The sequence below is a fragment of the Micromonospora sp. CNB394 genome (genome assembly GCF_000374985.1).
GTDB classification, from domain to species: Bacteria; Actinomycetota; Actinomycetes; order Mycobacteriales; family Micromonosporaceae; genus Micromonospora; species Micromonospora marina.
In genome coordinates this window covers 229,566-256,225 of sequence record NZ_KB895828.1, presented here as the reverse complement: position 1 = coordinate 256,225, position 26,660 = coordinate 229,566, and the positions used below count along the sequence as shown (strand labels likewise).

At 72.5% G+C, this 26,660-nt stretch carries 28 protein-coding genes; 14 read left to right on the top strand and 14 right to left on the bottom strand.

Features of this window, described 5'->3' with window-relative positions:
- The first annotated feature begins 53 nt into the window (after positions 1 to 53).
- The 3 genes from C569_RS0108490 to C569_RS34160 all read left to right on the top strand — a co-directional run bounded on the left by C569_RS0108490 (position 54) and on the right by C569_RS34160 (position 2,376).
- Positions 54 to 854, top strand: coding sequence for an ABC transporter permease (locus C569_RS0108490; RefSeq protein WP_155945513.1), 801 nt, complete (start codon positions 54 to 56; stop codon positions 852 to 854).
- Entirely contained in the window at positions 851 to 1,828 is a 978-nt protein-coding gene (locus C569_RS0108485; protein ID WP_018785365.1) for an ATP-binding cassette domain-containing protein, read from the top strand. The genes C569_RS0108490 and C569_RS0108485 overlap by 4 nt, the downstream gene beginning before the upstream one ends.
- Before the next feature lie 278 nt (positions 1,829 to 2,106).
- Complete coding sequence (locus tag C569_RS34160) at positions 2,107 to 2,376, top strand: hypothetical protein (RefSeq protein WP_018785363.1); 270 nt, start codon at positions 2,107 to 2,109, stop codon at positions 2,374 to 2,376.
- Here the strand turns inward: C569_RS34160 and C569_RS0108470 are convergent.
- The 3 genes from C569_RS0108470 to nadA form a co-directional block, all read right to left on the bottom strand.
- Positions 2,298 to 2,906 carry a DUF3043 domain-containing protein gene (locus C569_RS0108470; RefSeq protein ID WP_018785362.1) on the bottom strand — a complete coding sequence of 203 codons (609 nt, stop codon included), beginning with the start codon at positions 2,904 to 2,906 and terminating at the stop codon, positions 2,298 to 2,300. The genes C569_RS34160 and C569_RS0108470 overlap by 79 nt on opposite strands.
- 79 nt (positions 2,907 to 2,985) lie before the next feature.
- The gene (gene murA, locus C569_RS0108465; protein WP_036345331.1) at positions 2,986 to 4,341 is read right to left on the bottom strand and encodes a UDP-N-acetylglucosamine 1-carboxyvinyltransferase; all 1,356 of its coding nucleotides are present in this window, start codon (positions 4,339 to 4,341) and stop codon (positions 2,986 to 2,988) included.
- A gap of 214 nt (positions 4,342 to 4,555) precedes the next feature.
- Positions 4,556 to 5,731 (bottom strand): quinolinate synthase NadA, encoded by a 1,176-nt coding sequence (gene nadA, locus C569_RS0108460; protein WP_018785360.1) that lies wholly within the window; start codon positions 5,729 to 5,731, stop codon positions 4,556 to 4,558.
- Positions 5,732 to 5,774: 43 nt separating this feature from the next.
- Between nadA and C569_RS0108455 the strand changes: the two genes are divergently transcribed.
- The 4 genes from C569_RS0108455 (at position 5,775) to C569_RS0108440 (ending at position 9,147) form a co-directional block, all read left to right on the top strand.
- Entirely contained in the window at positions 5,775 to 6,935 is a 1,161-nt protein-coding gene (locus tag C569_RS0108455; RefSeq protein WP_026267867.1) for a glycerate kinase, read from the top strand.
- 140 nt (positions 6,936 to 7,075) lie between these two features.
- Positions 7,076 to 7,444, top strand: coding sequence for an iron-sulfur cluster insertion protein ErpA (gene erpA / locus C569_RS0108450; protein WP_013287705.1), 369 nt, complete (start codon positions 7,076 to 7,078; stop codon positions 7,442 to 7,444).
- A gap of 180 nt (positions 7,445 to 7,624) precedes the next feature.
- Entirely contained in the window at positions 7,625 to 8,599 is a 975-nt protein-coding gene (locus tag C569_RS0108445) for a carbohydrate kinase family protein (RefSeq protein ID WP_018785358.1), read from the top strand.
- The gene (locus C569_RS0108440; RefSeq protein ID WP_018785357.1) at positions 8,596 to 9,147 is read left to right on the top strand and encodes an ATP-binding protein; all 552 of its coding nucleotides are present in this window, start codon (positions 8,596 to 8,598) and stop codon (positions 9,145 to 9,147) included. Before C569_RS0108445 ends, C569_RS0108440 begins: the two co-directional genes overlap by 4 nt.
- 60 nt (positions 9,148 to 9,207) lie before the next feature.
- Here C569_RS0108440 and C569_RS0108435 read toward each other — a convergent pair whose 3' ends face one another.
- A complete protein-coding gene (locus C569_RS0108435; protein ID WP_018785356.1) occupies positions 9,208 to 9,426 on the bottom strand; it encodes a sulfurtransferase TusA family protein in 219 nt (72 codons plus the stop codon).
- A gap of 55 nt (positions 9,427 to 9,481) precedes the next feature.
- Positions 9,482 to 10,633 carry a cysteine desulfurase family protein gene (locus tag C569_RS0108430; protein ID WP_018785355.1) on the bottom strand — a complete coding sequence of 384 codons (1,152 nt, stop codon included), beginning with the start codon at positions 10,631 to 10,633 and terminating at the stop codon, positions 9,482 to 9,484.
- 171 nt (positions 10,634 to 10,804) lie between these two features.
- Between C569_RS0108430 and coxB the strand changes: the two genes are divergently transcribed.
- Both coxB and C569_RS0108420 read left to right on the top strand, forming a co-directional pair.
- Positions 10,805 to 11,776: a cytochrome c oxidase subunit II gene (coxB, locus tag C569_RS0108425; protein ID WP_018785354.1), complete on the top strand. Its 972-nt coding sequence runs from the start codon at positions 10,805 to 10,807 to the stop codon at positions 11,774 to 11,776.
- Between the two features lie 10 nt (positions 11,777 to 11,786).
- On the top strand, positions 11,787 to 12,212 hold the full coding sequence (locus C569_RS0108420) for a cytochrome c oxidase subunit 4 (RefSeq protein ID WP_018785353.1): 426 nt from the start codon (positions 11,787 to 11,789) through the stop codon (positions 12,210 to 12,212).
- 569 nt (positions 12,213 to 12,781) lie between these two features.
- Here the strand turns inward: C569_RS0108420 and C569_RS0108415 are convergent.
- The 4 genes from C569_RS0108415 to C569_RS0108400 all read right to left on the bottom strand — a co-directional run bounded on the left by C569_RS0108415 (position 12,782) and on the right by C569_RS0108400 (position 15,746).
- Positions 12,782 to 12,991, bottom strand: coding sequence for a hypothetical protein (locus tag C569_RS0108415; RefSeq protein WP_018785352.1), 210 nt, complete (start codon positions 12,989 to 12,991; stop codon positions 12,782 to 12,784).
- Between the two features lie 171 nt (positions 12,992 to 13,162).
- The gene (gene trpD, locus C569_RS0108410; protein ID WP_018785351.1) at positions 13,163 to 14,209 is read right to left on the bottom strand and encodes an anthranilate phosphoribosyltransferase; all 1,047 of its coding nucleotides are present in this window, start codon (positions 14,207 to 14,209) and stop codon (positions 13,163 to 13,165) included.
- 80 nt (positions 14,210 to 14,289) lie between these two features.
- Positions 14,290 to 14,688 (bottom strand): hypothetical protein, encoded by a 399-nt coding sequence (locus C569_RS0108405; RefSeq protein ID WP_018785350.1) that lies wholly within the window; start codon positions 14,686 to 14,688, stop codon positions 14,290 to 14,292.
- A 104-nt stretch (positions 14,689 to 14,792) separates the two neighbouring features.
- Entirely contained in the window at positions 14,793 to 15,746 is a 954-nt protein-coding gene (locus C569_RS0108400; protein ID WP_018785349.1) for a cytochrome c oxidase assembly protein, read from the bottom strand.
- A 108-nt stretch (positions 15,747 to 15,854) separates the two neighbouring features.
- Here C569_RS0108400 and C569_RS0108395 point away from each other — a divergent pair, with 108 nt between their 5' ends.
- The 5 genes from C569_RS0108395 (at position 15,855) to C569_RS0108375 (ending at position 21,023) form a co-directional block, all read left to right on the top strand.
- The gene (locus tag C569_RS0108395; RefSeq protein WP_026267866.1) at positions 15,855 to 16,454 is read left to right on the top strand and encodes a heme-copper oxidase subunit III; all 600 of its coding nucleotides are present in this window, start codon (positions 15,855 to 15,857) and stop codon (positions 16,452 to 16,454) included.
- A gap of 72 nt (positions 16,455 to 16,526) precedes the next feature.
- A complete protein-coding gene (locus C569_RS0108390) occupies positions 16,527 to 17,360 on the top strand; it encodes a cytochrome c (RefSeq protein WP_018785347.1) in 834 nt (277 codons plus the stop codon).
- Between the two features lie 67 nt (positions 17,361 to 17,427).
- Positions 17,428 to 18,516 (top strand): ubiquinol-cytochrome c reductase iron-sulfur subunit, encoded by a 1,089-nt coding sequence (locus C569_RS0108385; RefSeq protein WP_018785346.1) that lies wholly within the window; start codon positions 17,428 to 17,430, stop codon positions 18,514 to 18,516.
- The gene (locus C569_RS0108380) at positions 18,513 to 20,144 is read left to right on the top strand and encodes a cytochrome b N-terminal domain-containing protein (RefSeq protein ID WP_026267865.1); all 1,632 of its coding nucleotides are present in this window, start codon (positions 18,513 to 18,515) and stop codon (positions 20,142 to 20,144) included. Before C569_RS0108385 ends, C569_RS0108380 begins: the two co-directional genes overlap by 4 nt.
- Before the next feature lie 210 nt (positions 20,145 to 20,354).
- Positions 20,355 to 21,023, top strand: coding sequence for a DUF4142 domain-containing protein (locus C569_RS0108375; RefSeq protein ID WP_018785344.1), 669 nt, complete (start codon positions 20,355 to 20,357; stop codon positions 21,021 to 21,023).
- Positions 21,024 to 21,084: 61 nt separating this feature from the next.
- Here C569_RS0108375 and C569_RS0108370 read toward each other — a convergent pair whose 3' ends face one another.
- From C569_RS0108370 to C569_RS0108350, 5 genes are all read right to left on the bottom strand, one after another.
- Positions 21,085 to 21,372 carry an Lrp/AsnC family transcriptional regulator gene (locus C569_RS0108370; protein ID WP_013287689.1) on the bottom strand — a complete coding sequence of 96 codons (288 nt, stop codon included), beginning with the start codon at positions 21,370 to 21,372 and terminating at the stop codon, positions 21,085 to 21,087.
- Positions 21,373 to 21,424: 52 nt separating this feature from the next.
- On the bottom strand, positions 21,425 to 22,300 hold the full coding sequence (locus C569_RS0108365; RefSeq protein ID WP_018785343.1) for an NTP transferase domain-containing protein: 876 nt from the start codon (positions 22,298 to 22,300) through the stop codon (positions 21,425 to 21,427).
- Positions 22,297 to 22,824: an NUDIX domain-containing protein gene (locus tag C569_RS0108360; protein WP_018785342.1), complete on the bottom strand. Its 528-nt coding sequence runs from the start codon at positions 22,822 to 22,824 to the stop codon at positions 22,297 to 22,299. Before C569_RS0108360 ends, C569_RS0108365 begins: the two co-directional genes overlap by 4 nt.
- Before the next feature lie 39 nt (positions 22,825 to 22,863).
- Positions 22,864 to 24,651: a bifunctional (p)ppGpp synthetase/guanosine-3',5'-bis(diphosphate) 3'-pyrophosphohydrolase gene (locus tag C569_RS0108355; protein WP_026267863.1), complete on the bottom strand. Its 1,788-nt coding sequence runs from the start codon at positions 24,649 to 24,651 to the stop codon at positions 22,864 to 22,866.
- 129 nt (positions 24,652 to 24,780) lie between these two features.
- Positions 24,781 to 26,535 carry a DEDD exonuclease domain-containing protein gene (locus C569_RS0108350; protein ID WP_018785340.1) on the bottom strand — a complete coding sequence of 585 codons (1,755 nt, stop codon included), beginning with the start codon at positions 26,533 to 26,535 and terminating at the stop codon, positions 24,781 to 24,783.
- Positions 26,536 to 26,660 lie beyond the last annotated feature (125 nt).

The window sequence follows — 26,660 nt, the reverse complement described above, 5'->3', positions numbered from 1 at the left end:
GCGGCAGCGCGCCCGGGGTGGCTGAGCGCGGCAGCGCGCCCGGGGTGGCTGATCTGGCTGGGTTGCGCGCGTACCGGGCGCTGCTCGGCGCGCAGGCGCGCTCGCAGGCGGCGTACCGCACGTCGTTCGTGGTGGACCTGGTCGGCAACGTGGGCGCCACCGTGTTCGACGTGGTGACCGTCCTGGTGATCTTCGGTGTGACGCGGGAGCTGGGCGGCTTCACGCTGCGCGAGACGCTCGTCGTGGTCGGCCTGTCGTCGTGCGGCTTCGCCACCGCCGACCTGCTGGTCGGCAACATCGAACGGCTTCCCCGGTACGTGCGCACCGGCCTCTTCGACGCCGTGCTGGTGCGCCCGCTCGGGGCGCTGCCGCAACTGCTGCTGATGGACCTGCCGCTGCGCAAGCTGTCCCGGGCCGTGTTCGGGCTCGCAGTGCTGCTGTTCGCGCTCGTCTCGGCCGACATCGACTGGACACCGGGGCGGGTCGCGCTGGCGGTGGCCGCCCCGCCGGCCGCCGCGATCTTCTTCGGCTCGGTCTTCGTCATGACCGCCACCGTGTCGTTCTACTGGGTCGACTCGGGCGAGCTGGCAAACGCGGTGACCTACGGCGGTCGCGACTTCACCTCGTACCCGATCACCGTCTACGGCGGCTGGTTCCGCGCGCTGTTCGCGTACGGGATGGGGTTCGCCTTCGTCAGTTACCACCCGGCGCTGGCGCTGCTGGGCCGCGCCGACCCGCTCGGCCTGCCGTCCTGGGCGGGCTGGGCCGCGCCGGGCGTCGCCGTGGTCGCGGCGGCGCTGGCCGCCCTGGCCTGGCGCGTCGGCGTCCGTCACTACCGGAGTACGGGGTCATGAGCGTCATCGAGATGGATGGGCTGCGCAAGGAGTTCACGGTCCGGGTGAAGGCCGGGCCGCTGCGGCGCGAGAAGCGGACGGTGACCGCCGTCGACGGGGTCGACCTGCGGGTGGAGCGCGGCGAGATGCTCGGCTGCATCGGCCCGAACGGCGCCGGGAAGTCGACCACGCTGAAGATGCTCACCGGCGTGCTGACCCCGTCGGCGGGGCGGGCCCGGGTGTGCGGGCTGCGGCCGGTGGCCGACCGGACGCGGCTGGCGCTGCGCATCGGGGTGGTGTTCGGGCAGCGCTCGCAGCTCTGGTGGGACCTGCCGCTGCGGGACTCGTTCGACCTGCTGCGGCACGTCTACCGGGTGCGCGCCGGCGAGCACGCGGCCCGGCTGGCCCGCTGCCGGGACCTGCTCGACCTGGACGCGTTCCTGGACACCCCGGTCCGGCAGCTCTCGCTGGGTCAGCGGATGCGCGGCGAGCTGACCGCGGCGCTGCTGCACGGCCCGGAGGTGCTGTTCCTGGACGAGCCGACGATCGGCCTGGACGTGGTCAGCAAGCAGGCGGTACGCGGTTTCCTGGCCGAGCTGGGCCGGGCCGGGGACACCACGCTCGTGCTCACCACGCACGACCTGGCCGACATCGAGCGGCTGTGCCGGCGGCTCGTGGTGATCGACCACGGGCGGGTGGTGCACGACGGGTCGATCGCCGAGTTGCACCGCCGGTACGGCTCGCGCCGGATGGTGGTCGCCGAGCTGGACGCGGCGCTACCCGAACCGCCGGTGCTGCCCGGCGCGCCGGTGCAGCGGGTGGAGGCGGACGGGCGGCGGCTGGTCTTCGCGCTGGAGCGGGCGAGCGTCGCCGAGGTGATGGCCGGGCTGGCCGGACTGACCACGCTGCGGGACATCTCGATCGTCGAGCCGGACATCGAGGAGGTGGTGGCCCGGCTCTACCGGGCCCCGGCCGCGCTCATGGATGCTCCATGACGAGTACGGCGAAGGTGCCGGGGGCCAGCGCCTCGTACCGGTGCGGGATGTCGCCCGGGAAGGTGGCGTAGTCGCCCGGCTCCAGCACGACCGGGTCGGTCCCGGGCCGACCCGCATCCGCCCGGCGGCGACCGCGACGTGCTCGACACTGCGCGGGGTGTGCGCCTCGGCGAGCCGTACCGCGCCGGGTTCCGGCCGCCCTGGGGCTCGACGCCGCGTTCCCGGCCGGGCTGGCCGCCCTGCTGCTGCCGAGCCTGCGCGACCGGGAGGCCAGCCGGGTGGCGCTCCTCGGCGCCGGTCTCGCCGTGCTGGCGACCCCGCCGCTGCCGGTGCTGCTCGCGCTCGCCGCGCTGCCCCTGCCGCTGCTGGCCCGTCGCGGTACGTCCGCCGTGCCGGGCGGTGGTCCGGTCTCCCCGCCGGACGTCACCGGCCCACCGGGGCGGAAGGGGCCGATCCGGGGCCGGTCCGGTCAGACCTGGTCGCCGATGTTCACCCGCGGCGCTGGTGCGCGCATCCGGCGGAACGTGATCGACCGCATGATCGCGTAGAAGTAGAGCGAGCCGAGTTTCTCGGTGCTCTTCGGGAAGCGCTCGCGGACCAGCCGCTTGATCTTCCGGGAGATCAGGATCGAGTCGATCAGCACGCCGAGGGCCAGCGCCCCCCAGAGCACGTTCGACAGCAGCCGCACGATCGGCGGCATGGCCTGGTTGGAGCCGAACAGCACGATCAGCGCGCCGCCGAAGAACCAGGTGCCGATCGTCCGCCGGGAGTCGACCACGTTGCGGGCCAGCAGCCGCTCCGGGCCCCGGTCACGCGGGCCGCCCTCGCGGCGGAACTCGGCGGCGGCCTCGGCGCGGGCGGCACGGCGCTGCGCGCGGGCCTCCTCCTTGGTCAGCGGCTTGGCCGGCCCGGTCGGCCGGCGACCGGCGACCGGGCGCTTCGGCGTGACCTGCCCGAGTTCCTTCTTGCTGGGCGTGTAGCCCCGGGGGCGGGCGGCGGCGGATTCCTCGTCGGTCGCCACAGTGGTGACGGACTCCTCGACGAGGTCGGCGGACTTGCGGCGAAACAGCGACGGCACGCGGCAAGGGTAGCCAACCGGCCGCGCCCGGTGCACATCACGGGTGCACCGGGCACGGCCGATCGAGGACGCGGGACGGTCAGGGGCGTTCGACGTGCGCGCCGAGGTCGGCCAGCTTGGCCTCGAAGTCCTCGTAACCGCGGTTGATCAGGTCCACGCCGTACACCCGGGAGGTGCCCTCGGCGGCCAGCGCCGCGATCAGGTGGCTGAACCCGGCCCGCAGGTCCGGGATGACCAGGTCGGCCGCGTGCAGCTTGCTCGGCCCGGCGATCACCGCGGAGTGCTTGAAGTTGCGCCGGCCGAAGCGGCACGGGGTGCCGCCGAGGCAGTCCCGGTAGACCTGGATGTTGGCGCCCATCGTGTTCAGCGCCTCGGTGTAGCCGAGCCGCTGCTCGTAGACCGTCTCGTGGACGATCGACAGGCCCCGGGCCTGGGTGAGCGCGACCACCAGCGGCTGCTGCCAGTCGGTCATGAAACCGGGGTGCACGTCGGTCTCCAGCGCCACCGCGTTCAGCTCGCCGCCCGGGTGCCAGAACCGGATGCCGCCCTCCTGGCCCGGGCTGCCGCCGCGCGGCGGGCGCAGGTCGGTGACCTCGTACTCGCCGCCGACCGACCGGAAGATGTTCAGGAAGGTCATCATGTCGGCCTGCTGGGCGCCCAGCACCTCTACGTGACCGCGGGTCGCCAGCGCCGCCGCCGCCCAGCTCGCCGCCTCGATCCGGTCCGGGATCGGCCGGTGGGTGTAGCCGTGCAGCCGCTTGACGCCCTGGATCTCGATCACCCGGTCGGTGTGCACCTTGATGATCGCGCCCATCTTCTGGAGCACGCAGATGAGGTCGATGATCTCCGGTTCCACGGCCGCGTTGCGCAGCTCGGTGACGCCCTCGGCCATCACCGCGGTGAGCAGCACCTGCTCGGTGGCGCCCACGCTCGGGTACGGCAGCGCGAACTTCGTGCCGTGCAGCCCGTTCGGGGCGGACAGGTGCAGGCCCTCCGGGGTCTTCTCGACGGTGGCGCCGAACTCGCGCAGCGCCTGGAGGTGGAAGTCGATCGGGCGCGGGCCGATGTGGCAGCCGCCCAGGTCGGGGATGAAGGCGTGGCCGAGCCGGTGCAGCAGCGGGCCGCAGAACAGGATCGGGATCCGGCTGGACCCGGCGTGCACGTTGATCTGGTCGGTGCTGGCGCTCTCGACATTCGTGGGGTCGAAGACGAGCTCGCCCTCCTCGTCGCCGTCGCTGACCTTGACGCCGTGCAGGCCGAGCAGACCGCGGACCACCTCGACGTCACGGATGCGCGGCACGTCGAACAGCCGGCTCGGTGTGTCGCCCAGCAGGGCGGCCACCATCGCCTTGGACACCAGGTTCTTCGCGCCGCGCACGCGGATCCGCCCTTCAAGCGGAGTGCCTCCGTGTACGACCAGGACGTCGTCGGTCAACGCAACCTCCAGCGCGTTGGGTGCTGCCGTGTCTAGTGATGGGCGCACGAAGTTCATCGCTACCCGGAACGCGGTCATGGGAAAACGGGCCGCGTGTGTCGTCGCCCCGGCAGCATAGCCCTCCGTGACGGGAATGGAATCGGTCACATCACCAGCGAGGGCACGAACCGGGGTGTCCGGTGCGTTTCCGTGCCAGCAAGGTCACCGACGGTGATCAGGCTCCCGGAAGGGCGAGCATCTGGTCCAGCGCCGACCGGGCGTGTCGGGCGGTCTCCGGGTCGACGGTGATCTGGTTGACCACGCGCCCGGCGACCAGCTCCTCCAGCGCCCACACCAGGTGCGGCAGGTCGATCCGGTTCATCGTCGAGCAGTAGCAGACCGCCCGGTCGAGGAACATGATCTGCTTGTCCGGGTGGGCCAGCGCGAGCCGGCGTACCAGGTTCAGCTCGGTGCCCACCGCCCACGCCGAGCCGGCCGGGGCCGCCTCGATCGTCCTGATGATGAACTCGGTCGAGCCGACCAGGTCGGCGGCGTTCACCACCTCGTGGCGGCACTCCGGGTGCACGAGCACGTTCACGCCCGGCACCCGCTCGCGTACGTCGTTCACGCTGTCGAGCGTGAAGCGGCCGTGCACCGAGCAGTGACCGCGCCACAGGACCATCTTCGCGTCGCGCAGCTGCTCCGGGGTCAGCCCGCCGCCCGGCTTGTGCGGGTCGTAGAGCACGCAGTCGTCGAGCGAGAAGCCCATCTCCAGCACCGCGGTGTTGCGGCCGAGGTGCTGATCGGGCAGGAACAGCACCTTGCGGCCCTGCTCGAAGGCCCAGTCCAGGGCCCGCTTGGCGTTCGACGAGGTGCACACCACGCCGCCGTTGCGGCCGACGAAACCCTTGATGTCGGCCGACGAGTTCATGTACGTCACCGGCACGGTCTCCGCCGCGATGCCCAGGTCGGTGAGCGTGTCCCACGCGGCCTCGACCTGCGTCAGCACCGCCATGTCGGCCATCGAGCAGCCGGCGGCCAGGTCGGGCAGGATCACCTTCTGCGCGTCCGAGGTGAGGATGTCCGCGCTCTCGGCCATGAAGTGCACGCCGCAGAAGACGATGTACTCCGCGTCCGGGCGGGCGGCCGCCTCCCGGGCCAGCTTGAACGAGTCGCCGGTCACGTCGGCGAACTGGATCACCTCGTCGCGCTGGTAGTGGTGGCCCAGGACGAACACCTTCGTGCCGAGCGCCGCCTTCGCGGCGGCGGCGCGGGCCACCAGATCGGGGTCGCTCGGCGCGGGAAGATCACCCGGACACTCCACGCCACGCTCGGTGGCGGTGTCGCTGCCGCGGCCGAGAAGCAGCAGCGCCGTGGCGGTGTTGGACGGCTCAACCCAGGTCGAAGTCACGACCCCATGGTCCCACAGCATGCCCGCGCCGCAGCCGCCTCGGATGTGGCCTGCCACACTGCTGCGCATGCGCGTGCTGCTCTGTCCGGACAAGTTCGCCGGCACGCTGTCGGCCCCAGACGTGGCCGCCGCGGTGGCCGACGGCTGGCATGACGTCGCCCCCGGCGACGACCTGCTGGTCCGGCCACTCGCCGACGGCGGGCCCGGGTTCGTCGACGTGCTCGCCGGAGCGCTCGGCGGGCGCCGGGTGCCGGTGCCCACCGTCGACCCGCTGGGCCGCCCGGCCGCCGGTGAGATCCTGCTCACCGACGACGGCACGGCGTACCTGGAGAGCGCGCAGGCGTGCGGACTGCACCTGCTCACCGCCGCCGAACGCGACCCGAAGGCCACCACCTCGTACGGGCTGGGGCTGCTCGTCGCCGCCGCGGTCGAGGCGGGCGCGCGGACGGTGGTGGTGGGGCTGGGCGGCTCGGCCACCAACGACGGCGGCGCCGGGATGCTCGTACCGCTGGGTGTCACGCCGCTGGACGGCGCCGGCCGGGCCCTGCCGTACGGCGGCGCGGCGCTCGCCGGGGTGGCCGCGCTCGACGGAGAGCCCCGGCTGCGCGGCGCGACGCTCGTCGCCGCCACCGACGTGGACAACCCGCTGCTGGGGCTGCACGGCGCGAGCAGTGTCTTCGGCCCGCAGAAGGGCGCCGACCGGGCCGACGTGCTGCTGCTGGACGCCGCGCTGACCCGCTGGGCGGAGGTGCTGACGCAGCGGCTGCCGGGCTGCCCGGCCGGGCTGGGCGCGCTGCCCGGCGGCGGCGCCGCCGGCGGCCTCGGCGCGGCGGTGCTGGCGCTCGGCGGCCGGTGCGAGTCCGGCATCGGCCTGGTCACCCGCGCGGTGGGCCTGGACGCCGCGCTCGACGCCGCCGACCTGGTGGTCACCGGTGAGGGTTCGTTCGACCACCAGTCGCTGCGCGGCAAGGTGGTCGCCGGTGTGGCCGGGGCGGCCCGGGACCGGGGCGTGCCCTGCGTGGTGCTGGCGGGACGGGTGAGCACCGGGCGGCGGGAGGCGGCGGCGGCCGGCGTCACCGAGGCGCACAGCCTCGTGGAGCACTTCGGCGGCGAGGAACGCGGGGGAGTGGACGCGGCGATGACCCGCCCGGCCGAAGGTCTTCGCGCGCTCGGCGCCCGCCTGGCGCGGCAGTGGAGCCGCTGACCGGTTCCGCTGGTCACGCCGCCGGGTGGTGACGCCGGAGGCGGCGTACGATCGACAGACGGACCACACCGGGAATCACTGGCGGACGTACCGCGTTGGCCAGGACGTCCGGACCTCATACCGCGCAGGGAGACTTCCACGTGACCACGCCAGCGCAGACCGAGTCGACCGAGGCCAAGGCCCCCAGCACCGTCGTCCTCACCGACGTCGCGGCGCAGAAGGTCAAGGCCCTGATCGAGCAGGAGGGCCGTGACGACCTGCGGCTCCGGGTCGCCGTGCAGCCGGGTGGCTGCTCCGGCCTGCGGTACCAGCTGTTCTTCGACGAGCGCTCGCTCGACGGTGACGTCGTCACCGACTTCGACGGTGTCGAGGTCGTCGTCGACCGGATGAGCGCCCCCTACCTGGCCGGCGCCACCATCGACTTCGCCGACCGGATCGACGCCCAGGGCTTCACCATCGACAACCCGAACGCGGGCAACTCCTGCGCCTGCGGCGACTCCTTCAGCTGAGTCGGCAGACCGGCCGGAAGCGGCGGGCCGTCCCCGGGTGGGGCGGCCCGCCGCTTCGTCGTACCCCGGGTGTGTGACGTCCGGATGTGCGCCGGCCGACCGGTTGGTGACCGACCGCCGTCCACCCGGCCCGGGGGCCGGTAGGCTGACCGCGCCGTGCTCCCGACCCCGAGGGTTGACATGAAGATCGCCGTGACCGGCTCGATCGCGACCGACCACCTGATGAGCTTCCCCGGCCGATTCGCCGACCAGCTCATCGCCGACCAGCTCGACAAGGTCTCGCTGTCCTTCCTCGTCGACGAACTGGTGCTCCGGCGCGGCGGCACCGCGGCGAACATCGCCTTCGGCATGGCCCAGCTCGGGCTGCGCCCGGTGCTGCTCGGCGCGGTCGGCGCCGACTTCGCCGACTACCGCTCCTGGCTGGAACGCCACGGCGTCGACTGCGACTCGGTGCACGTCAGCGAGGTCGCGCACACGGCACGCTTCGTCTGCACCACCGACACCGACATGTGCCAGATCGCCTCCTTCTACGCCGGGGCGATGAGCGAGGCCCGCAACATCGAGCTGGCCCCGGTGGCGCAGCGCCTCGGCGGCCTGGACCTGGTGCTGGTCAGCGCCAACGACCCGGCCGCGATGATCAGGCACTCCGGCGAGTGCCGGGACCGCGGCTACTCCTTCGTCGCCGACCCGTCGCAGCAGCTCGCCCGGATGGACGGCGACGACGTGCTCGGCCTCATCGACGGTGCCGACTACCTGATGACCAACGAGTACGAGAAGTCCCTGCTGCAGAGCAAGGCCGGCCTCACCGACGAGCAGCTGCTGGACCGGGTCAGGGTGCGGGTCACCACGCTCGGCAAGCAGGGCGTGGAGATCGCCGGCCGGGAGATCGGCACGATCCGGGTGCCGATCGCGCGGGAGATCCAGGCGGTCGACCCGACCGGTGTCGGCGACGGCTTCCGGGCCGGTTTCTTCGCCGCGCTCGACTGGGGCGTCGGCCTGGAGCGGGCGGCCCAGGTCGGCTGCCTGCTCGCCACGCTCGTGCTGGAGAACTTCGGCGGCCAGGAGTACGAGGTCCGCCGCGACCTGTTCGTGAAGCGACTCGCCGAGTCGTACGGTGACGTGGCCGCCGAGGACGTCCGGCCGCACCTGCTGTGACCGGCCCGGCGGTGCCGGCCGGAGGGGTGGACCCGGGTGCCCGCCCCGGCTCCGGCGGCCCGGTGCTCGTCGCGTTCGCCGGGCTGCCGGGCGTGGGCAAGACCACGCTCGCCGCCCGGGTCGGCGCCGCCCTGCGCGCCCCGGTCCTGCCGGTCGACCCGGTCGAGCGGGCCCTGCACCGCTACGGCCTCACCGGCGACGTACCCGGCATGGCCGCCTACGGCGCGGTCGCCGGGCTGGCCGAGGTGCAGCTCGGCCTCGGGCTCAGCGTGGTGGTCGACGCGGTGAACCCGGTCGCCAGCGCCCGGGGTCTCTGGCACGACGTGGCCGAGCGGGCGGGCGTGCCGCTGCGGGTGATCGAGGTGCACTGCGGCGACGAGGAGGAGCATCGCCGCCGGGTCGAGGCCCGCCCGCCCGAGGAGCACGGCACCTGGGAGCAGACGCTGCGCCGCCGGGCCGAGTACGAGCCGCTGATCGGCCCGCGCCTGGTGGTAGACACCGCCGTGGTGGCCGACCCGCTGCCCGGCGTCCTCGCCTACCTGCGCTGACGCGCCGGGCGTTAACAAGGGGCCCTTCCTCTACCCGAGGCGTTAAGAGGGGGCCCTTCCTTACACCCGGACGTCGTAGGCGGGGCCCGGGCGCTCGGCGAGGAACTCGTGGCCGCGCATCCGGCACCACGCCGGGATGTCCACCGCCGCGGCCGGGTCGTCCGCGAGCACCCGCACCACCGCGCCGGGCGGCAGGCCGGGCACCAGCCGGGCGAGATTGATCACCGGCAGCGGGCACCGCTGCCCCCGGCAGTCCAGCACCTCGTCCGGCTCGCTCACAGGTCCGTCTCCGTTCGCGACTGCGGGGCTCGCAGGAGCGGCTCACTCCTCGCGCTCACAGGTCCGTCACCCCCGCTTCCGCCCGCAGGTCCGCCACGATCCCGGGCAGCTCGGCCAGGAACCGCTCCACGTCCGCCTCGGTGGTCTCCCGGTGCAGCGACACCCGCACATTGCCGTGCGACAGCACCCCCATCGCCTCCAGCACGTGTGACGGGCGCAACGTCGACGACGTGCACGACGAGCCGGAGGACACCGCGAACCCGCGCCGGTCCAGCGCGTGCAGCAACGCCTCGCCGTCGACGTACAGGCAGGAGAACGTCACCAGGTGCGGCAACCGGTCCACCGGGTCGCCGACCACCTCCACGTCCGGCACCTCGGCCGCCACCCGCGCCCGGATCCGGTCCACCAGCGGACCCAGCCGGGCCGCCTCCGCCGCCGCGTCGGCCGCCGCCGCGCGCAGGCTCGCCGCCGCCGCGACCACCGCCGGCAGGTTCACCACGCCCGGGGTACGCCCCGACTCCCGCTCGTCGGCCGGGTACGGCGACTCCCACCGGGTGCCCTTGCGGACCACGAGCAGCCCGACACCGGGCGGCCCGCCCCACTTGTGCGCGCTGGCGGTCAGCACCGACCAGCCCGACGGCAGCGGCACCCGGCCCGCCAGCTGCGCCGCGTCCACGTACAGCGGCACTCCCGCCTCGGCGCACAGCTCCGCCGCCGCGGGCACCGGCTGCACCGTGCCCACCTCGTGACTGGCCCCGATCAGGGCGGCGAGGGCAACGCCGGGCGCGGCCACCGCCGCCGCCCAGACGTCCAGGTCCAGCCGGCCCGACCGGTCCACGGGTACGGACACCGCCGCGCCGCCGCCGGCCGTGTGCCGCTGGGCGGCGTGCAGCACCGCCGAGTGTTCGATCGCCGAGTGCACGAGCGTCGCCCCGGCCCGGCGCCGCCCGGCCAGGCCACCGAGGACGGCGGCGTGCGCTGCCGCCGTACCGCTGGGGGTGAAGGACACCTCGTCGGCGCGGACGCCGAGCGTCTGCGCGGCGGCCTCCCGCGCGGCGTCGAGGAGCCGGCGGGCCCGGCGGGCCGGCGCGTACAGCCGGGCCGGGTCCGCCCAGCCGTCGTCCAGGGCGGCCAGCAGCGCCTGCCGCGCGACCGGATGCAGCGGTGCCGCGCTGGCGGCGTCCAGGTAGACCGGGGAGACGCTCATGAGGCTCCACGCTATCGCCCGGTTACGCCCAAGATCCCCCCGATGGGGTTGGACAGCGACCCCAAGACGGCCTGGCCGGTCATGGTCGAGTAATCTGCGACCGTCGGTGACGCCTTTGCCGTCGGTGTCAGGGAGAACAACCGCCGCGGCGCGCTAGGGAGGCAGGACCAGGTGGTCGCAAGGAGTTCGGAGGTACGGCGCTCGGCCGTACGGCACAGCGCTTCCCCGGGGGCCGGTGGGCGCCGGCGGCGTGGTGCTGGTCGAATCGCCGGGCTCGGTCTCGGCGCGGCGGCGCTGCTGGTCTCGCTCACCGGCTGTGACGTCGGTAAGACGTTCGGCGGCTTCGGCTGGCCGCAGGGCGGCATCACGCCCGAGTCGCACCGCATGTACGACCTGTGGATCGCGTCCTGCATCGCGGCGCTCGCCGTCGGCGTGTTCGTGTGGGGCCTGATCTTCTGGTGCGTGGTCCGCTACCGCAAGCGCGGCAACGAGCTGCCGGTGCAGACCCGCTACAACCTGCCGATGGAGTTCCTCTACACCATCGCGCCGATCCTCGTGGTCTCCGTCCTCTTCTACTACACCGCTGTCGTGCAGACCGACGTGGTGAAGGAGTCGAGGAACCCGGACGTCACCGTCGAGGTCGTGGCGTTCAAGTGGAACTGGCAGTTCAACTACCGCGACGGTCAGGGCCGTGACGCCAACACCGTCGCCTCGGTGCTCGGCACCAGCGAGGTCATCCCGGTGCTGGTGCTGCCCAGCGGTCGCTCGATCCGGTTCGAGGAGACCAGCCGCGACGTCATCCACTCGTTCTGGGTGCCGGAGCTGCTGTTCAAGCGGGACGTCATGCCGGGCAACATCCGCAACACGTTCGAGGTCTCCAGCATCGACCAGGAGGGCGCGTTCGTCGGCCGCTGCGCCGAGCTGTGCGGCAGCTACCACGCCTTCATGAACTTCGAGCTGCGGGTCGTCTCGCCGGAGAGGTACGACCAGTTCCTGGCGGCCAAGAAGGCCGGCAAGTCGACCCAGGAGGCGCTCGGCGCCATCGGTGAGCCGGAGTACGCCACCGAGACCAAGCCGTTCGACACCCGGCGAGACGCGAACAACTTCAACCCGTCCGACGCGACGGCCGGCGCGGGAAGCTGAGGGGTTCGGCATGAAGACCGAGTGGAAGATCTTCACCATCATTTCGGTGTTCCTGTTCGGCGCCACGATGCTCTACGGGCTGTGGACCTGGGGCGAGAGCGGCGCGGTCGAGTGGATCGGCACCGTGGCGCTGATGCTCTCCGGCCTGCTCACCTCGATGTGCGGCGGCTTCTTCTGGTTCGTCTCCCGCCGGATCGATCTGCGCCCCGAGGACCGGCCGGACGGCGAGATCGCCGACGGTGCCGGTGAGGTCGGCTTCTTCAGCCCGGGTAGCTACTGGCCGTTCGGTCTGGCGCTGGCCGCCGCGATCGCCGGCCTCGGCCTGGTGTTCTGGCAGTTCTGGCTGCTGGGACTGGGCCTGGTGGCGGTCGTCTTCGCCACCTGCGGGCTGCTGTTCGAGTACTACTCGGGCACCCGCCGTACCGCCGAGCACTGACCCGAAGCGCCGCCGCAGGCCCGCGCCCCGCATCCGGGGCCGCGGGCCTGCGGCGTTCCATCCCCTAGGCGCTCTCCCGCCCTGGGCCTCGCCCCGTCGATCATGAAGTTGACGGCACCAGCGGTCCTATTCGTCCCCGGCAACCTCATGATCACCCCCCGGGCGGGGTCAGTCGGCGTTCCATACGACAGTTCCATTCGCCGAGAGCGTCGTCCCGCTTGGCTTGTCGCGTCGGCCTGGCACCCGGCGCGCACCGGCCGCCTCGCGCCCCGCCCGCCGCCTCGGATGGCAGAGCCCTCACCACCTCCCGATCACCAGGCGGTGATCAAGGAGTTTGTGTCCCTCGCGGCGGTCCAGGCGGACAGAAACTCCTTGATCACGAGCGTCGGACGGTTGGGCCGGCGGGGCAGGGCAGGGCAGGGCGGGGCGGGGGCGGGGCGGGGGCGGTGCACGCAAGGGGCGCGGCGTGGACGGGCCCGGCGTGGACGGGCGTGGCGGAGGAAGGGCGTCGCCGGGGGAGGGAGCAGAGTCAGACCAGGCCGGGTGACCCCACCGCTACATCCTCACTGTCAGGCGGCCCGGGCGTGGGAGGGCCGGCGAGGTGCGCGGCGGCTCGCCAGGCGGGTCTCGCGGAAGGCGAACGTGGCGATCACCACGGCCGCGCCGCAACCGGTGCAGATCAGCTCCGGGCAGTCGGCGCCGTGCCCGTCGCCGCACGGCGGCGCCTCGAACGGCACGACGCCCGCGCAGGTGTCGCAGTGCAGCTCGCGGTCAGACACGGGTGGCTCCTCTCGCTCCCGGGCACCGGCCGGTGCGGTGAGACGCGGCCGGCGGACCAAAGGTCCGGCCAGGTAAGCGGCTCGGCCGGCGCGACGGCTCGGCCGAACCAACTGCCGAAAACGGAAAATAACTCCCGTGTAGTTTGGCACGCGGGTACGACAACCCCGCCGTCAGGCGGTGCGCGCCACCTCGAGCCACCGCTCCAGCGCGGCCGCGGCGGAACCCGAGTCGACCGCCTCGGCGGCCCGGTCCAGGTTGGCCCGCAGCACCTCGTACAGGTCGCCGTCGAGCGGACCCTGGGTGGCCAGCGCGACGGCGGCGTTGACCAGCACCGCGTCCCGTACCGGACCGGTCTCACCGGCGAGCAGCCGGCGGACCACGTCGGCGTTGTAGACCGCGTCCCCGCCGCGCAGGTCGGCCAGGGTGGCCCGGGGCACGCCGAGCTCGGTGGCGTCCAGCACCGCCTCCGTGACGGTGCCCTGCTGCGCCACCCAGACCCGGGTGGGGGCGCCGGTGCTGAACTCGTCCAGGCCGTCCTCGCCGCGTACCACGATCGCGGAGTCACCCCGGGCGGCGAAGACGGCGGCCATCACCGGGGCCATCCGCTTGTCGAAGCAACCCACGGCACCCGCGCGGGGCCGCGCCGGGTTGGTCAGCGGGCCGAGGAAGTTGAAGGCGGTGGGTACGCCGATCTCGCGCCGGACCGGGCCGGTGTGCCGCATGCCGGGGTGGAACCGGGCGGCGAAGCAGAAGCCGATGCCGGCCTCGGTGACGCAGCGGGCCACCTGCTCGGGCGCCAGGTCGAGGGAGACGCCGAGCTGCTCCAGCACGTCCGCGGTGCCGCAGGAGGAGGAGGCGGCCCGGTTGCCGTGCTTGACCACGCGGACCCCCGCCCCGGCGACCACCAGCGCCGCCATGGTGGAGATGTTCACCGTGTGGGCGAGGTCGCCGCCGGTGCCGACCACGTCCAGCGCGGTCGCGCGTACGTCCTCGGGCAGGTGCACCGGCACCGCCCGGGTCAGCATGGCCTCGACGAGGCCGCCCAGCTCGGCGGGGGTCTCGCCCTTGGTGCGCAGCGCCACGGCGAACCCGGCGATCTGGGCCGGGGTGGCCGAGCCGGCCATGATCTCGCCCATCGCCCACGCGGTGTCGGCGGTGGAGAGCTCCTCGCCGCGCAGCAGCGCGTTGAGCAGAAGCGGCCAGGTCCGTTCGCCCATGGCGGGCCTCCCGAGCGGCGTGAGGAAAGCGGTTGGGGCGCGCTACGGCCGCGTCGCCGTGGCGCGCTGAGGCCGGGCGATCAGGCCGCGGCGTGGGTGCGGCGCAGCAGCTCCGCGACGGTGCTGCCGGCGACCACCGGGTCGAGCGGGTGGGTGAGCGTGGCGTCGACCTCGGCGTACGCGGCCAGCCAGCGGTCGGCGGCGCGAGCGAGCACCACGCAGGTCGGCGGCGCGTCGTCCCGGTCGTCCTTGATCTGGCGGGCGATGCCGATGCCGCCGCCAGGGGTCGCCTCGCCGTCGAGCAGGAGCAGGTCGATCTCGTAGTCGTCGACCAGCCGGACGCAGGCGTCGTAGTCGTCGGCCTCGACGAACTCGACCTCGAGCCCGGGCGCCGGCCGGGTGCCCACGGCCAGCCGCATCCGGTCGCGGACCTTCGGGTCGTCGCTGTAGAGCAGGACGGTGCAAAGACGATCGCTCATCGTGACGTGGCTCCCACCTCGTAGCTGCCCGCTGATCGTAGCGGTCGTCACATCCGGGTCGTCGCCCCGCCCGGGCGGGCTCGGGGCGTACCCCTGACCCGGCCTCAGGCGCTGGCCTCCGCGGCGCGCTCGCGGGCCTCCTGGCGGTCCAGCTCGCGGTCGAGCCGGCGGGCCTCGCGCTCGGACTGCCTGACCCACTGGACGACCAGGACGGCGAGCATGGTGACGCTGACGAACTCGCCGCCGGCCCACAGGATGCCGCCGGCCACCACCTGGTCGTTCCAGGGGTCGGACCAATAAAGGTTCAGCGACGGGTACCAGTCGCCGCCGAACAGCGTGGTGCTCTGCATGATGGTCAGGCCGAGGACGGTGTGGAACGGCACCGAGAGCAGCATGAGCAGCGCACGTCCCGGGTACGGCCAGCGGCCGGGCAGCGGGTCCAGGCCGAGCAGGGGCCAGAAGAAGACGCAGCCGGTGGCGATGAAGTGCGCGTGGACCAGTTCGTGCGCCCAGTCGTGGCGCAGGGTGAACTCGTAGAGGTCGGTGAAGTACAGCGCGAACGGGTTCACCACGAAGATGGCGAACGCCACAAGCGGGAAGGTGTAGATCCGGATCACCTTGCTGTGCACGATCGCGAGCAGCCGCTTGCGGGGCCGTGCCGGGAGCGTGCGCAGCGCCAGCGTCATCGGGGCGCCGAGCGCCAGGAAGATCGGCGCGATCATCGACAGCACCATGTGCTGCACCATGTGCACCGAGAGCAGGGCGGTGTCGTACGCGCCGAGGCCGGTGAGCGTGACCAGCGCGATGCCGCCGAGGCCGGGGCCGAGGAACGACACGGTACGGACGACCGGCCAGCGGTCGCCGCGCAGCCGCAGCCGGTGCACCCCGTAGAGGTAGAGGCCGGCGGCCAGGACGATGCCCAGCGTGAGCCAGCTGTCCAGCCGCGTCTCGGTGAACACCCGGGTCACCGTGAACGGCGGCGGGGCGCTCTCGCCTCCCGCCGCCAGCGTCGCCGGAACAGCCGAGGTGACGGCGCGGATCTGATCGACGTGCAGCACGCTTTTCAGGGTAGGTCAGGCGAAGCGGACCACCACGATCGGGCCACGGAGGGGCCGGGTTTGGCACCCCGCTGATCGTCGGTCCCGGTCAGGGGCAATAATGACCGCGTGACTGCGGCCCCAGCCATTGACAAGAGCCGGATCCACTCCCTGACGCGGCCCAACATGGTCAGCGTCGGGACGATCGTGTGGCTCTCCAGCGAACTCATGTTCTTCGCGGCGCTGTTCGCGATGTACTTCTCCATCCGCGCGGCGGCGCCGGAGCAGTGGGAGAAGCACACCGAGGTGCTGAACGTCCCGTACGCGACCACGTTCACGGTGATCCTGGTGCTCTCCTCGATCACCTGCCAGATCGGCGTGTTCGCGGCCGAGCGCGGTGACGTCCACGCTCTGCGCCGGTGGTTCACGATCACCTTCGTGATGGGTCTGATCTTCGTGCTCGGTCAGCTCAACGAGTACCGGACCCTGGTGCACGAGGGCGTGAAGATCAACGAAGACGGTTACGGGTCGATGTTCTACCTCACGACCGGCTTCCACGGTCTGCACGTGACCGGCGGTCTCATCGCCTTCGTGATCTTCATGATCCGTACCACGATGGGCCGCTTCACCCCCGCCCAGGCGACCTCGGCGATCGTCGTGTCCTACTACTGGCACTTCGTGGACGTCGTGTGGATCGGGCTCTACGTCATGATCTACTGGCTCCAGTGATCTTGGCGCGTCACGAACCGCGCCGCTGCTCCGTCCCCTGAGACAAGGTCCAACCGGTTAAGGACACAGGTCATGACTTCTGACAACGACCGCCGACGCGGTCTGCTCGCGCGCCTGCGCGGGCGGCCCGTTGCGCGCAGCAGGGGCCGCCGCCGGCTGGGTGCCGCGGTCCGGCTGTTCGCCGCCCTGATGCTGGCCGGCGGTGCCTACACCGTTTTCGCCCCCGGCGTGCAGGCGCAGGACAACCCTCCGTTGACCGCCGCAGGCAACGAGGGCAAGGCGCTGTTCGACGTGAGCTGTGTGACCTGTCACGGTCGCAACGCGCAGGGCATCGAGGGCCGCGGTCCGAGCCTGATCGGTGTCGGGTCCGCCTCGGTCGAGTTCCAGGTCGGCAGCGGTCGCATGCCGATGGCCCGCCAGGAGGCCCAGGCGATGCGCAAGCCGCCGGTCTTCACCGACGAGCAGGTGCGCCAGCTCGGGCAGTACATCCAGGAGCTCGGCGGCGGCCCGCAGGTCCCCGGCGGCGACCTGCGTGAGGGCGCCAACCTGTCCACCGGCGGCGAGCTGTTCCGGATCAACTGCTCGCAGTGCCACGCGTTCGGCGGTGGCGGCGGCGCGCTGTCCTCCGGCAAGTACGCCCCGAGCCTCGCCCCGGCCAGCGACCGGCAGATCTACGCCGCCATGCTGAGCGGCCCGCAGAACATGCCGGTGTTCGGCGACAACCAGATCACGCCCGAGGAGAAGGCGGACATCATCGCCTACATCCAGGAGACGCTGAAGCACGACGGCGACCCGGGCGGTTTCAACCTGGGCCGCTACGGCCCGTCGACGGAGGGTCTCGCGATCTTCCTGGTCGGTATCGTCGCGCTGGTCTTCGCGAGCCTGTGGATCGCGGGCAAGTCGTGACCGGACGAATCAACGCTTCCAGTGCTGTGGCGCCGACCCCCGGCGTCACCCGTAGCGAGGTGACGGCATGAGCACCCACACCGAGCACCAGGCCCAGCAGGGCCCGGAGCCGCTCGACGTGAACGACCCCCGGCTCTCCCGGTTCGACGTCGTCCAGGAGGGCGCGCGGCGGGACGACATCGAGATCGTCCACTACGAGCCGCAGGTGGCCCCCGGCAGCAAGGCCGAGCGCCGGCTGACCCGTACGGTCGCCCTGATGTTCCTGCTGACCGGCGCCTTCGCGACCGCCTTCCTGGTGGTCTACATCTGGTGGCCGTGGCAGTGGGAGCCGGGTGCCGGCGGCGACAAGCTCTACACGCCGCTGCTCGGCGTGACCCTCGGCCTCGCGCTGCTGGGCGTCGGCTTCGGCATCCTGACCTGGGGCAAGAAGCTGCTGCCCAAGGAGGTCTCGATCCAGGACCGGCACGACCAGGTCGACAACCCGGAGGATCGCAAGATCACCGGTGAGACCATGCTCTACCTGGCCGACGAGATGGGCGTACGCCGCCGGCCGCTGCTCGGCATCTCCCTGCTCGCCGGCCTGGCGCCGGTGGGCGCGGTGGCCGCGGCCCCGCTGATCGGTGGCCTGATCGAGCAGCCGCACAAGAACAACCAGATGTTCACCACCGGCTTCCACCCCGCCGAGGGTGGCCGGAAGATCCGGCTGATCCGTGAGGACGGCCGCCCGATCCGCCCGGCCGACGTCAGCGTCGGCGGCCAGCTCACCGTGTTCCCGGGCATCGACGGCGGCGTGAGCAACCTGCACGCCGACTCGCCCACCCTGCTCATCCACCTGCGGGAGGACGACGCGCAGAAGTCGCGCGCCGCGAACGAGCGCAAGGGTCACGGCGACTACATGTGGGGCAACTACGTCGCGTACTCCAAGATCTGTACGCACGCCGGCTGCCCGGCCAGCCTCTACGAGCAGCAGACCAACCGCCTGCTCTGCCCCTGCCACCAGTCCCAGTTCCTCATCACCGACAACGCCAAGCCGATCTTCGGCCCGGCCAACCGGCCGCTGCCGCAGCTGCCGATCGAGGTGGACGAGGAGGGCTTCTTCGTGGCGAAGTCCGACTACACCGAGACCATCGGTCCCGACTTCTGGGAGCGGCCATGAAGCGCCGAAAGTTTGATGCAGCAGCGCTGCCGGCCAAGAGCGCGCGGGCGGTGGACGACCGCTTCCAGGTGGCCACGCCGCTGCGCAAGCTGCTGAACAAGGTCTTCCCCGACCACTGGTCCTTCCTGCTCGGCGAGATCGCGCTGTTCTCGTTCGTCGTCCTGCTGCTCACCGGCGTCTTCCTGACGTTCTTCTTCGAGCCGGCGATGACCGAGGTCATCTACAACGGCAGCTACGCCCCGCTGCGGGGCACCCCGATGTCGGCCGCCTACGCCTCCAGCCTGGACATCTCGTTCGACGTCCGCGGTGGCCTGATCATGCGGCAGATGCACCACTGGTCGGCCCTGCTGTTCATGGCCGCGATCGTGGTCCACATGCTGCGGGTCTTCTTCACCGGCGCGTTCCGCAAGCCGCGTGAGACCAACTGGATCATCGGCTCGCTGCTGTTCTGGGTCGGCTTCCTGGCCGGTTTCACCGGCTACTCGCTGCCGGACGACGGCCTGTCCGGCACCGGTCTGCGGATCGCCTCCGCGATCATCCTGTCGATCCCGGTGATCGGTTCCTGGGTCAGCTCGTCGATCTTCGGCGGGGAGTTCCCCGGCACCATCATCATCAGCCGCTTCTTCATCGCCCACGTGCTGCTCATCCCGGGCCTGCTGGTGGCGCTGATCAGCGTCCACCTCGGCTTGGTGTTCAAGCAGAAGCACACCCAGTGGCCCGGCCCCGGCCGGACCAACTCCAACGTGGTCGGCGAGCGGATGTTCCCGCGCTACGCGCTCAAGCAGGGCGGCTTCTTCATGGTCGTCTTCGGCGTGATCGCGCTGATGGGCGGCCTGTTCCAGATCAACCCGATCTGGCTGTTCGGCCCGTACGAGGCGTGGGTGGTCTCGGCGGCCAGCCAGCCCGACTGGTACGTCATGTTCCTCGACGGCTCGACCCGGCTCATGCCGGGCTGGGAGATCAGCATCCCGATCGGCGACGGGTACGTCATTCCACCGTTGTTCTGGCCGACAGTGGTGCTACCCGGAATCCTGGTCGGCCTGTCGACGATGTATCCGTTCCTGGAGGCGCGCCGCCTCAAGGACTACAAGCACCACAACCTGCTCCAGCGGCCCCGGGACGTTCCGGCCCGGACCGCCGTGGGCGCCATGGCGGTCACCTTCTACATCGTGCTGACCCTCTCCGGCGCCAACGACGTCATCGCGGACAAGTTCCAGATCAGCCTGAACGCGATGACCTGGGCCGGCCGGATCGGCCTGCTGATCCTGCCGCCGATCGCGTACTACGTCACGTACCGGCTCTGCCTGGGTCTACAGCAGCACGACCGGGAGGTGCTGGCCCACGGCGTGGAGACCGGCATCATCAAGCGGCTGCCCGACGGCCGGTTCGTCGAGGTCCACCAGCCGCTCACCTCGGCCGACGGCCACGACGGTCACCCGCCGGCGCTGGACTACGTCGGCTGGGTGGTGCCGAAGAAGATGAACCGGCTCGGTGCCCTCGGCCCGGCGATCCGGGGCTTCTTCTACCCGATCGAGAAGCCGGCCGAGGCGCCGGTCTCGCCGGGGCACCCGCCGGTCGAGGCCCGGCCGGAGCGGGAGGAGATCGGCAGCGGCGAGAGCCGTCGCTGACCCTCAGCGGTACGACTGGCAGTGGCGCCCGCCGGATCCTCCGGCGGGCGCCACTGCCGTTTCCGCCCCGGTCGTCCCGTTGCCTCCCGCACGGGGCCGGACGACCGGTGCGCCGACGGCAGTCGCCCCGACACGGACGAGTGGAATCGCAGGAATAACCCCGGTCAGCCGGGTATCCGTGCGGTCCGACGTCTCATGGGGGAGGAACGAATGTTGGGAATCAAACGCCTGGGCCTGCTGGCCGCGCTGGTGGTCGTGGGGCTGGCGCCCGCCGCCGCGGCGCAGGCGGCGGCGCAGCCGTCGACGCAGGACACGCAGTACCTGCAGGCGGTGCACCAGGTCAACCTGTTCGAGATCACCGCCGGTAACCTGGCCCAGCAGAAGGGCCAGAACCAGCAGGTCAAGGACCTGGGCAAGATGTTCGTGACGGACCACACCCAGCTGGACCAGACGGTGCAGTCGACCGCGCAGCAGCTCAACGTGCAGTTGCCGGCCGAACCGACCGCCGACCAGCAGCAGGTCCTGGACGAGCTGAACAACCTCAGCGGGGCCGAGTTCGACAAGGCGTGGGTGACCGCTGAACTCGCCGGCCACGTCCAGGCGATCCAGGCCACCCAGACCGAGATCTCGCAGGGCTCCGAGCAGTCGGTGGTGCAGCTCGCCCAGGACGCGCTGCCGGTGCTCCAGGCGCACTACGACGCGCTCGTGGCCCTGGCCCAGACCCTGGGCGTCCCGGTTCCGCAGGCCAGCGCCAGCGGCACGCCCAGCCCGGGCGGCACCACGTCCCCGGGTGGCACCGAGTCGCCGGCTCCGGGTGGCACCGAGACCGAGGAGCCCGCTCCGGGCACCACGGAGACCCCGGTGCCCAGCCAGAGCTGACGTACCGCACGGTCGACGGTGGCCGGTCCGCCCGCGAGGGCGGGCCGGTCACCGGCTCGTGTCAGTCGGCGTTGGCCAGCCCGATCGCGAACGCCTCCTCCAGGTCGTGCTGGGAGTAGGCGCGGAACGCGATGTGCGACTCGGTGTTGAGCACGCCCGGCACCTTCGAGATGCTGCCGGCGATGACCTGGGCGATCTGCTCGAACTCCCGGACCCGGACCATGGCGATCAGGTCGACGTGCCCGGCCACGGAGTAGACCTCGCTGACACCGGGCAGGTTGGCCAGGGTCTCGGCCACCTCGGGGATGGAGTCGGTGGCGCAGTCGATCAGCACGATCGCGGTGATCACGGGACGGTTCTCCGTTCGTCGGCGACGAGGCCCATGCTAGAGCCCGCGGCCCTCAGCGCGCCGCCGGGACGGTCAGGTCGTCCCCGGCCCGGATCACCTCACGCAGGCGTTCCCCGGCCGCGACGGTCGCGCCCGGCCACACCACCGACCGGTCGACGTCGCCGTGCACCCGCGCGGCGGTGCCGACCACCGAGCCGGTGACCCGGCCGTGCACCGTCGCGGCCGGGTCCACCAGGCCGCCCGGTCCGGCCGCGTGCAGGTTGGCGGCCAGGTAGTCGGCCGGGGTGCCGGTGTCGTAGAACGTGCCCCGGTAGGGCACCACCGTCAGCGCCCCGGCCGCCTCCGCCGGCCGCCACACCGTCCGGACCAGGTCGCCGAACGTGGCGGGCAGGTCGCGGACCAGCCGCCAGGGCAGCAGCGAGAAACCCACGAACTCGTGGCCGTCGAAGGTGCCGGGGGCGTCCGGGTCGTCGGCGGGCCGGCCGAGCAGGCGTACGCCGTGCCCGTCCCAGCCGTGCAGCAGCGCGGCGATGTCCGGCCCGGGCGGGGCCTGCGGGTCGGCCAGGTACGCGTCGGCGTTGCCGACCAGCACGCCCCGGCCGGCGATCCACTCCCGCAGCCGGCCCACCCCTCCGGCGGTGCCCAGCGGCGCGTCCGGCTCGACCGACAGGTGGGCCCGGTCGCCCACCCGCGCGACCACCTGGTCGCCCAGGTAGCAGGCGTTCACCGCGACCCGCTCCGGGCCGGTCAGGCCGAGCCCGGCCAGCCGGGCCAGCGCCCGGTCCAGCAGCGGGACGTTACCGACCGGGCAGAGCGCCTTCGGCACCCGCTCGGTGAGCGGGCGCAGCCGGGTGCCCTCGCCCGCGGCCAGCACCACCGCGCACACCTCGACCCCCGGCGCCGGAGCGCCCGCGTACGGGGCGCTCACGGAGCCGGAGGGTGCTCGCCGGCGCGCGGGCCGATGCCGTAGTACCCGAGCAGGTTGGCGGTGGCGCGGCTGAGCCGGGGAAGGTCGTCGAGCGGATGGAACGCGGCCTCGAAGACCTCGGCACCGTCCACCTTCAGCTCGGTGGCCGACGCCGGAACCTCCGCCTCGAAGACCACGTCGACCCAGCCCTTGGCGTGCACCACCGCGTTCGGCACCGCCGGACGCAGCGCGTCGGGGGACAGGCGGACGCCGGACTCCTCGTACAGCTCACGGGCGGCGCCGACCACCGGGGCCTCGCCGCGTTGCAGCAGCCCGGCCGGCAGCGTCCAGCTGTAGCCGGGCGGCTGGCGCAGCAGCAGGATCCGGCCCGCGCCGGTGGCCTCCGCGTCCCGGACCAGCGTGACCGCACCCACGATGTACTTCGGTACGGCCAGCCGGACCAGCCGCCGTCGCAGCGGGACCGGAAGCCGGTAGAAGATCTGGTAGCCGAAAGCCCGTCCGGTGGCACGCGCGCGGGGGATCATGCCGTCCAGGCTAGTGGTCCCGGCGCGGACCGGCTCCGTCTACTGCCGGTGATCGACCAGATCGATCAACTGCCGGACCACGGTGTCCGGCTCGACCGTGCGGTCGAAGACCGCCACCAGCAGCGTCTCCAGGTCGGGGTAGCCCAGTTCCTCGGACAGCCGCAGCAACGGCAGGTCGCTGGCCAGGCCCCGGTTGTGCTTGCGCAACGCCAGGCCGATCGAGGCCCGGCCGAGCCGTACCTTGTCGGCGATCGAGATGCCCGGCTCGGTGTGCTCGGCGAACCAGCGGTTGATCTGCATCTGGGCGTGCGGGGACTTCACGAAGCCCAGCCACTCCCGACGCGGGCCGCGCGGGGCCACGTCCGCCTCGAAGCCGCTCTCCGCGTCGTTCTCGGTGAAGATCTCCACCACGTCGCCCTCCTCCAGTTCGGAGGCCAGCGGCGCGAGGCGGCCGTTGATCCGGGCGGCCAGGCAGTGGTCGCCGCGCTCGGTGCCCAGCTCGTACGCGAGGTCGACAGGCGTCGCCCCGGCCGGCAGCACCACCTGCCGCCCGTCGGCGACCACCTGGATCTGCGCCTCGGACAGGTCGCAGCGCAGCGACTCCATGAACTGGGTCGGGTCGACCGTCCCCTGTTCCCAGTCGAGCACCCGGCGCAGCCAGGCCAGCTCGTCCGCCCGGTCGGCGGCCCGCCCGGCGGCCCGGGGGAAGCGGTAGTGGGCGGCCACGCCGTACTCCGCGGAGCGGTGCATCTCGGTGGTGCGGATCAGCACCTCGACGGTGCGGTCCTGGGGCCCGCAGACACTGGTGTGCAGGGACCGGTAGAGGTTGTTCTTCGGGGAGGCGATGAAGTCCTTGAACCGGCCCGGCACCGGCCGCCAGAGTCCGTGCACGGCGCCCAGCGCGGCGTAACAGTCGGTCGCCGGACCGTCCACCACGATCGCGATGCGGGGTAGGTCGTACGGTACGGCGTGGTCGCCGGCGACGGTGTCCTTCCAGATCGAGTAGAGGTGCCGGGGGCGGGGGGAGACGTCGGCGTCGACCCGGTTGCGGCGCAGCGCCGCCCGGGTGCGGGCCACCACGTCGGCCAGGTAGGCGTCCCAGCCGGGCCGGTCGTGCACGAACCGGGCGATCCGCGCGTGCTCCTCCGGCCGCAGGTGCAGCAGCACCACGTCGTCCAGCTCGCGTTTGAGCGTCTGGATGCCCAGCCGGTCGCAGAGCGGGACCAGCACCTCCTGGGTCTTGCGGGCGATCCGCTCCCGGGAGGCGGCCGAGCGGACGCCGAGCGTACGCATGTTGTGCAGCCGGTCGGCCAGCTTGATCACCAGCACCCGGACGTCCTTGCCGGCCGCCACGATCATCTTGCGGACGGTCTCCGCCTCGGCGGCCTTGCCGTAGAACGCCTTGTCGAACTTGGTCACGCCGTCGACCAGGTGGGCGACCTCGCGGCCGAAGTCCTCCTGGAGCGCCTGCAGCGTGTAGCGGGTGTCCTCCACCGTGTCGTGCAGCAGCGCCGCGACCAGGGTGATGGTGTCCATGCCGAGGTCGGCGCAGATCTGCGCCACCGCCAGCGGGTGGGTGATGTACGGCTCGCCGCTCTTGCGGAACTGGCCGCGGTGCATGTTCTCGGCGATCGTGTAGGCCCGGCGCAGCACCGAGGCGTCGGCGCTCGCGTGGATGCCCCGGTGGACCCGGACCAGTGCGGTGACCGGGTCACCGTCGGAGGTCGGCCAGGTGAGCAGGGAACGCAGGCGGCGGGTGAGTGGTAGTTCGCCCTGGGTTGGAAGCGCGCCACCCAGGGCGGCGCCGTGTCCGGCGTCGACGTCCACCTGGGACACCTCCTCACCCCGGCCCTCGGCCGCCGGGAACCGGCGACCGGGAGCAGAGCCCGCGAATCGGGCAGGTCTGCACTCCTTTAACAGACTAAGGGAGTCGAGGTAGTCCGATCGGTCAGTTGGTCATGAGCGTTCGGTCGAGAGTTTGGCGGATCCGCCGTTCTCCGCCTTCGTCAGCAGGTCACGGAAACGCCCCGCGCCCGCCACCGGCGAGGCCCAGCCGTCGGTCGCCTCGACCAGCCGGGTCTCCGGTCGCTCCAACCAGGACAGGAGCCGCTCGGTCTCCTCGGCCGTCGCGGCCGGCACCGGACCGTGCCCGGGCAGCACCGTCTCGGCGGTGGCGCGGATCGCGGTGATGGTGGGTCGCGGGTGGACACCCGGCGGGGACACCCCGGCCCCGGCCAGCCGGCCGTGCCGGATCAGCGCCAGCTCCCAGCCGCCCCGGGCGGCCGGCCGGGCGGCGGCGAGTTCGGCGATGCCGGTCAACGCGGCCAGCCGTTGCATCCGGACCGCCGCGCGCAGCACCGCCACCAGCCGGCCGCGGACCACCGCCGCCTCCTCGTACCGCCGGGCGGCCGACAGCACCTCGATGCGGGCGAGCAGCGCGTCCACCACCACACCGGGGTCGTCGCTGGTGGCGGTGCGGAACGGTGTCGCGGCGCGGTCGTCGTACTCCTCGGGGGTGATCCGGTGCTCGCAGGGCGCCGGGCACCGACCCAGCTCGGCCAGCGCGCAGGCCGGCGTGGTGGTGCGCCGGGAGAGCCGGTGCGTGCACTGCCGCAGCGGCACCGCGTCGTGGAAGCCGGCGGCGGCCAGCTCCGCCGCCTGCCGGGACCGGAACGGCCCCAGGTAGGCCGTGTCGGTGGGCGCGATGGCGCGCACGATCGACAACCGGGGGTACGCCTCGTCGGTGAGCTTCAGCCACACCTGGCGCTCCGGATATTTCGACCGGCGGTTGTACGGCGGCGCGTGCGCCGCGATCAGCCGCAGCTCGCGGACCTCGGCCTCCAGCGAGTGGGCGCACTCGACCGCCTCCACCCGCTCGGCGGCGGCGAGCATCTCGGAGATCCGGGCCCGCTTCTCCGCGGCGGTGAAGTAGCTGCGGACCCGGGTGGCGATGTCGCCGGACGTGCCGACGTAGAGCGGCCGGTCGTCGGCGGCCCGGAAGATGTAGACGCCCGGCACCTTGGGCAGCCCGTCGGCGAGGTGCCGCTTGCGGCGCTGGGTGGGGGTGACCGCGCGGGCGAACACGATCGCCTCGCCGACCGTGTCGACCCGGTGCCCGCCGAGGCGGCCGATCAGCCCGTGCAGCACGTCGACGGTGGCCTTCGCGTCGTCGAGCGCCCGGTGGGTGGGCTGGGTCGCGGTGCGGAAGTAGGCGGCGAGCGTGCCCAGCTTGCGGTTGGGCACCTCGTCGCGGGTGAGCACCCGCCGGGCCAGCGCGGCCGTGTCCAGCACCCGGGGGTTGGGCCAGCGGTAGCCGTGTTTCGCGCAGGCCGCCTTGAGGAAACCCACGTCGTACGGCGCGTTGTGGGCGACGAGCACGGCGTCGCTGACGAACTCCAGGAAGCTGGGCAGCACCTGCTCGATCGGCGGGGCGGGCAGCAGCATGGCCTGGGTGATGCCGGTGAGCACGGTGATGAACGGCGGGATCGGCACGCCCGGGTTGACGAGTGTGGCGAGCACGCCCAGCTCCTCGCCGCCGCGGACCTTCACCGCGCCGATCTCGGTGATCCCGCCGCCGTCGGGCGTGCCGCCGGTGGTCTCCAGGTCGACCACCACGAAGGTGGTCGCGTAGAGCGGCAGCGCCGGGTCGACACCGCTGCCGGCCGGGTCCAGGCCGGCCAGCGACTCCTGGACGTACTCCGCTCCTGTCACCCGCGGGACGCTAGCGGCACGGTCCGACACTCCTGTCACCGCCGCCCCAGGAGATACCACGGGGGTACGATGAGAGATCGGCTCACTCACCGGGCGGTGGGCCCGTTCGGGGTGGGAGACTTGCC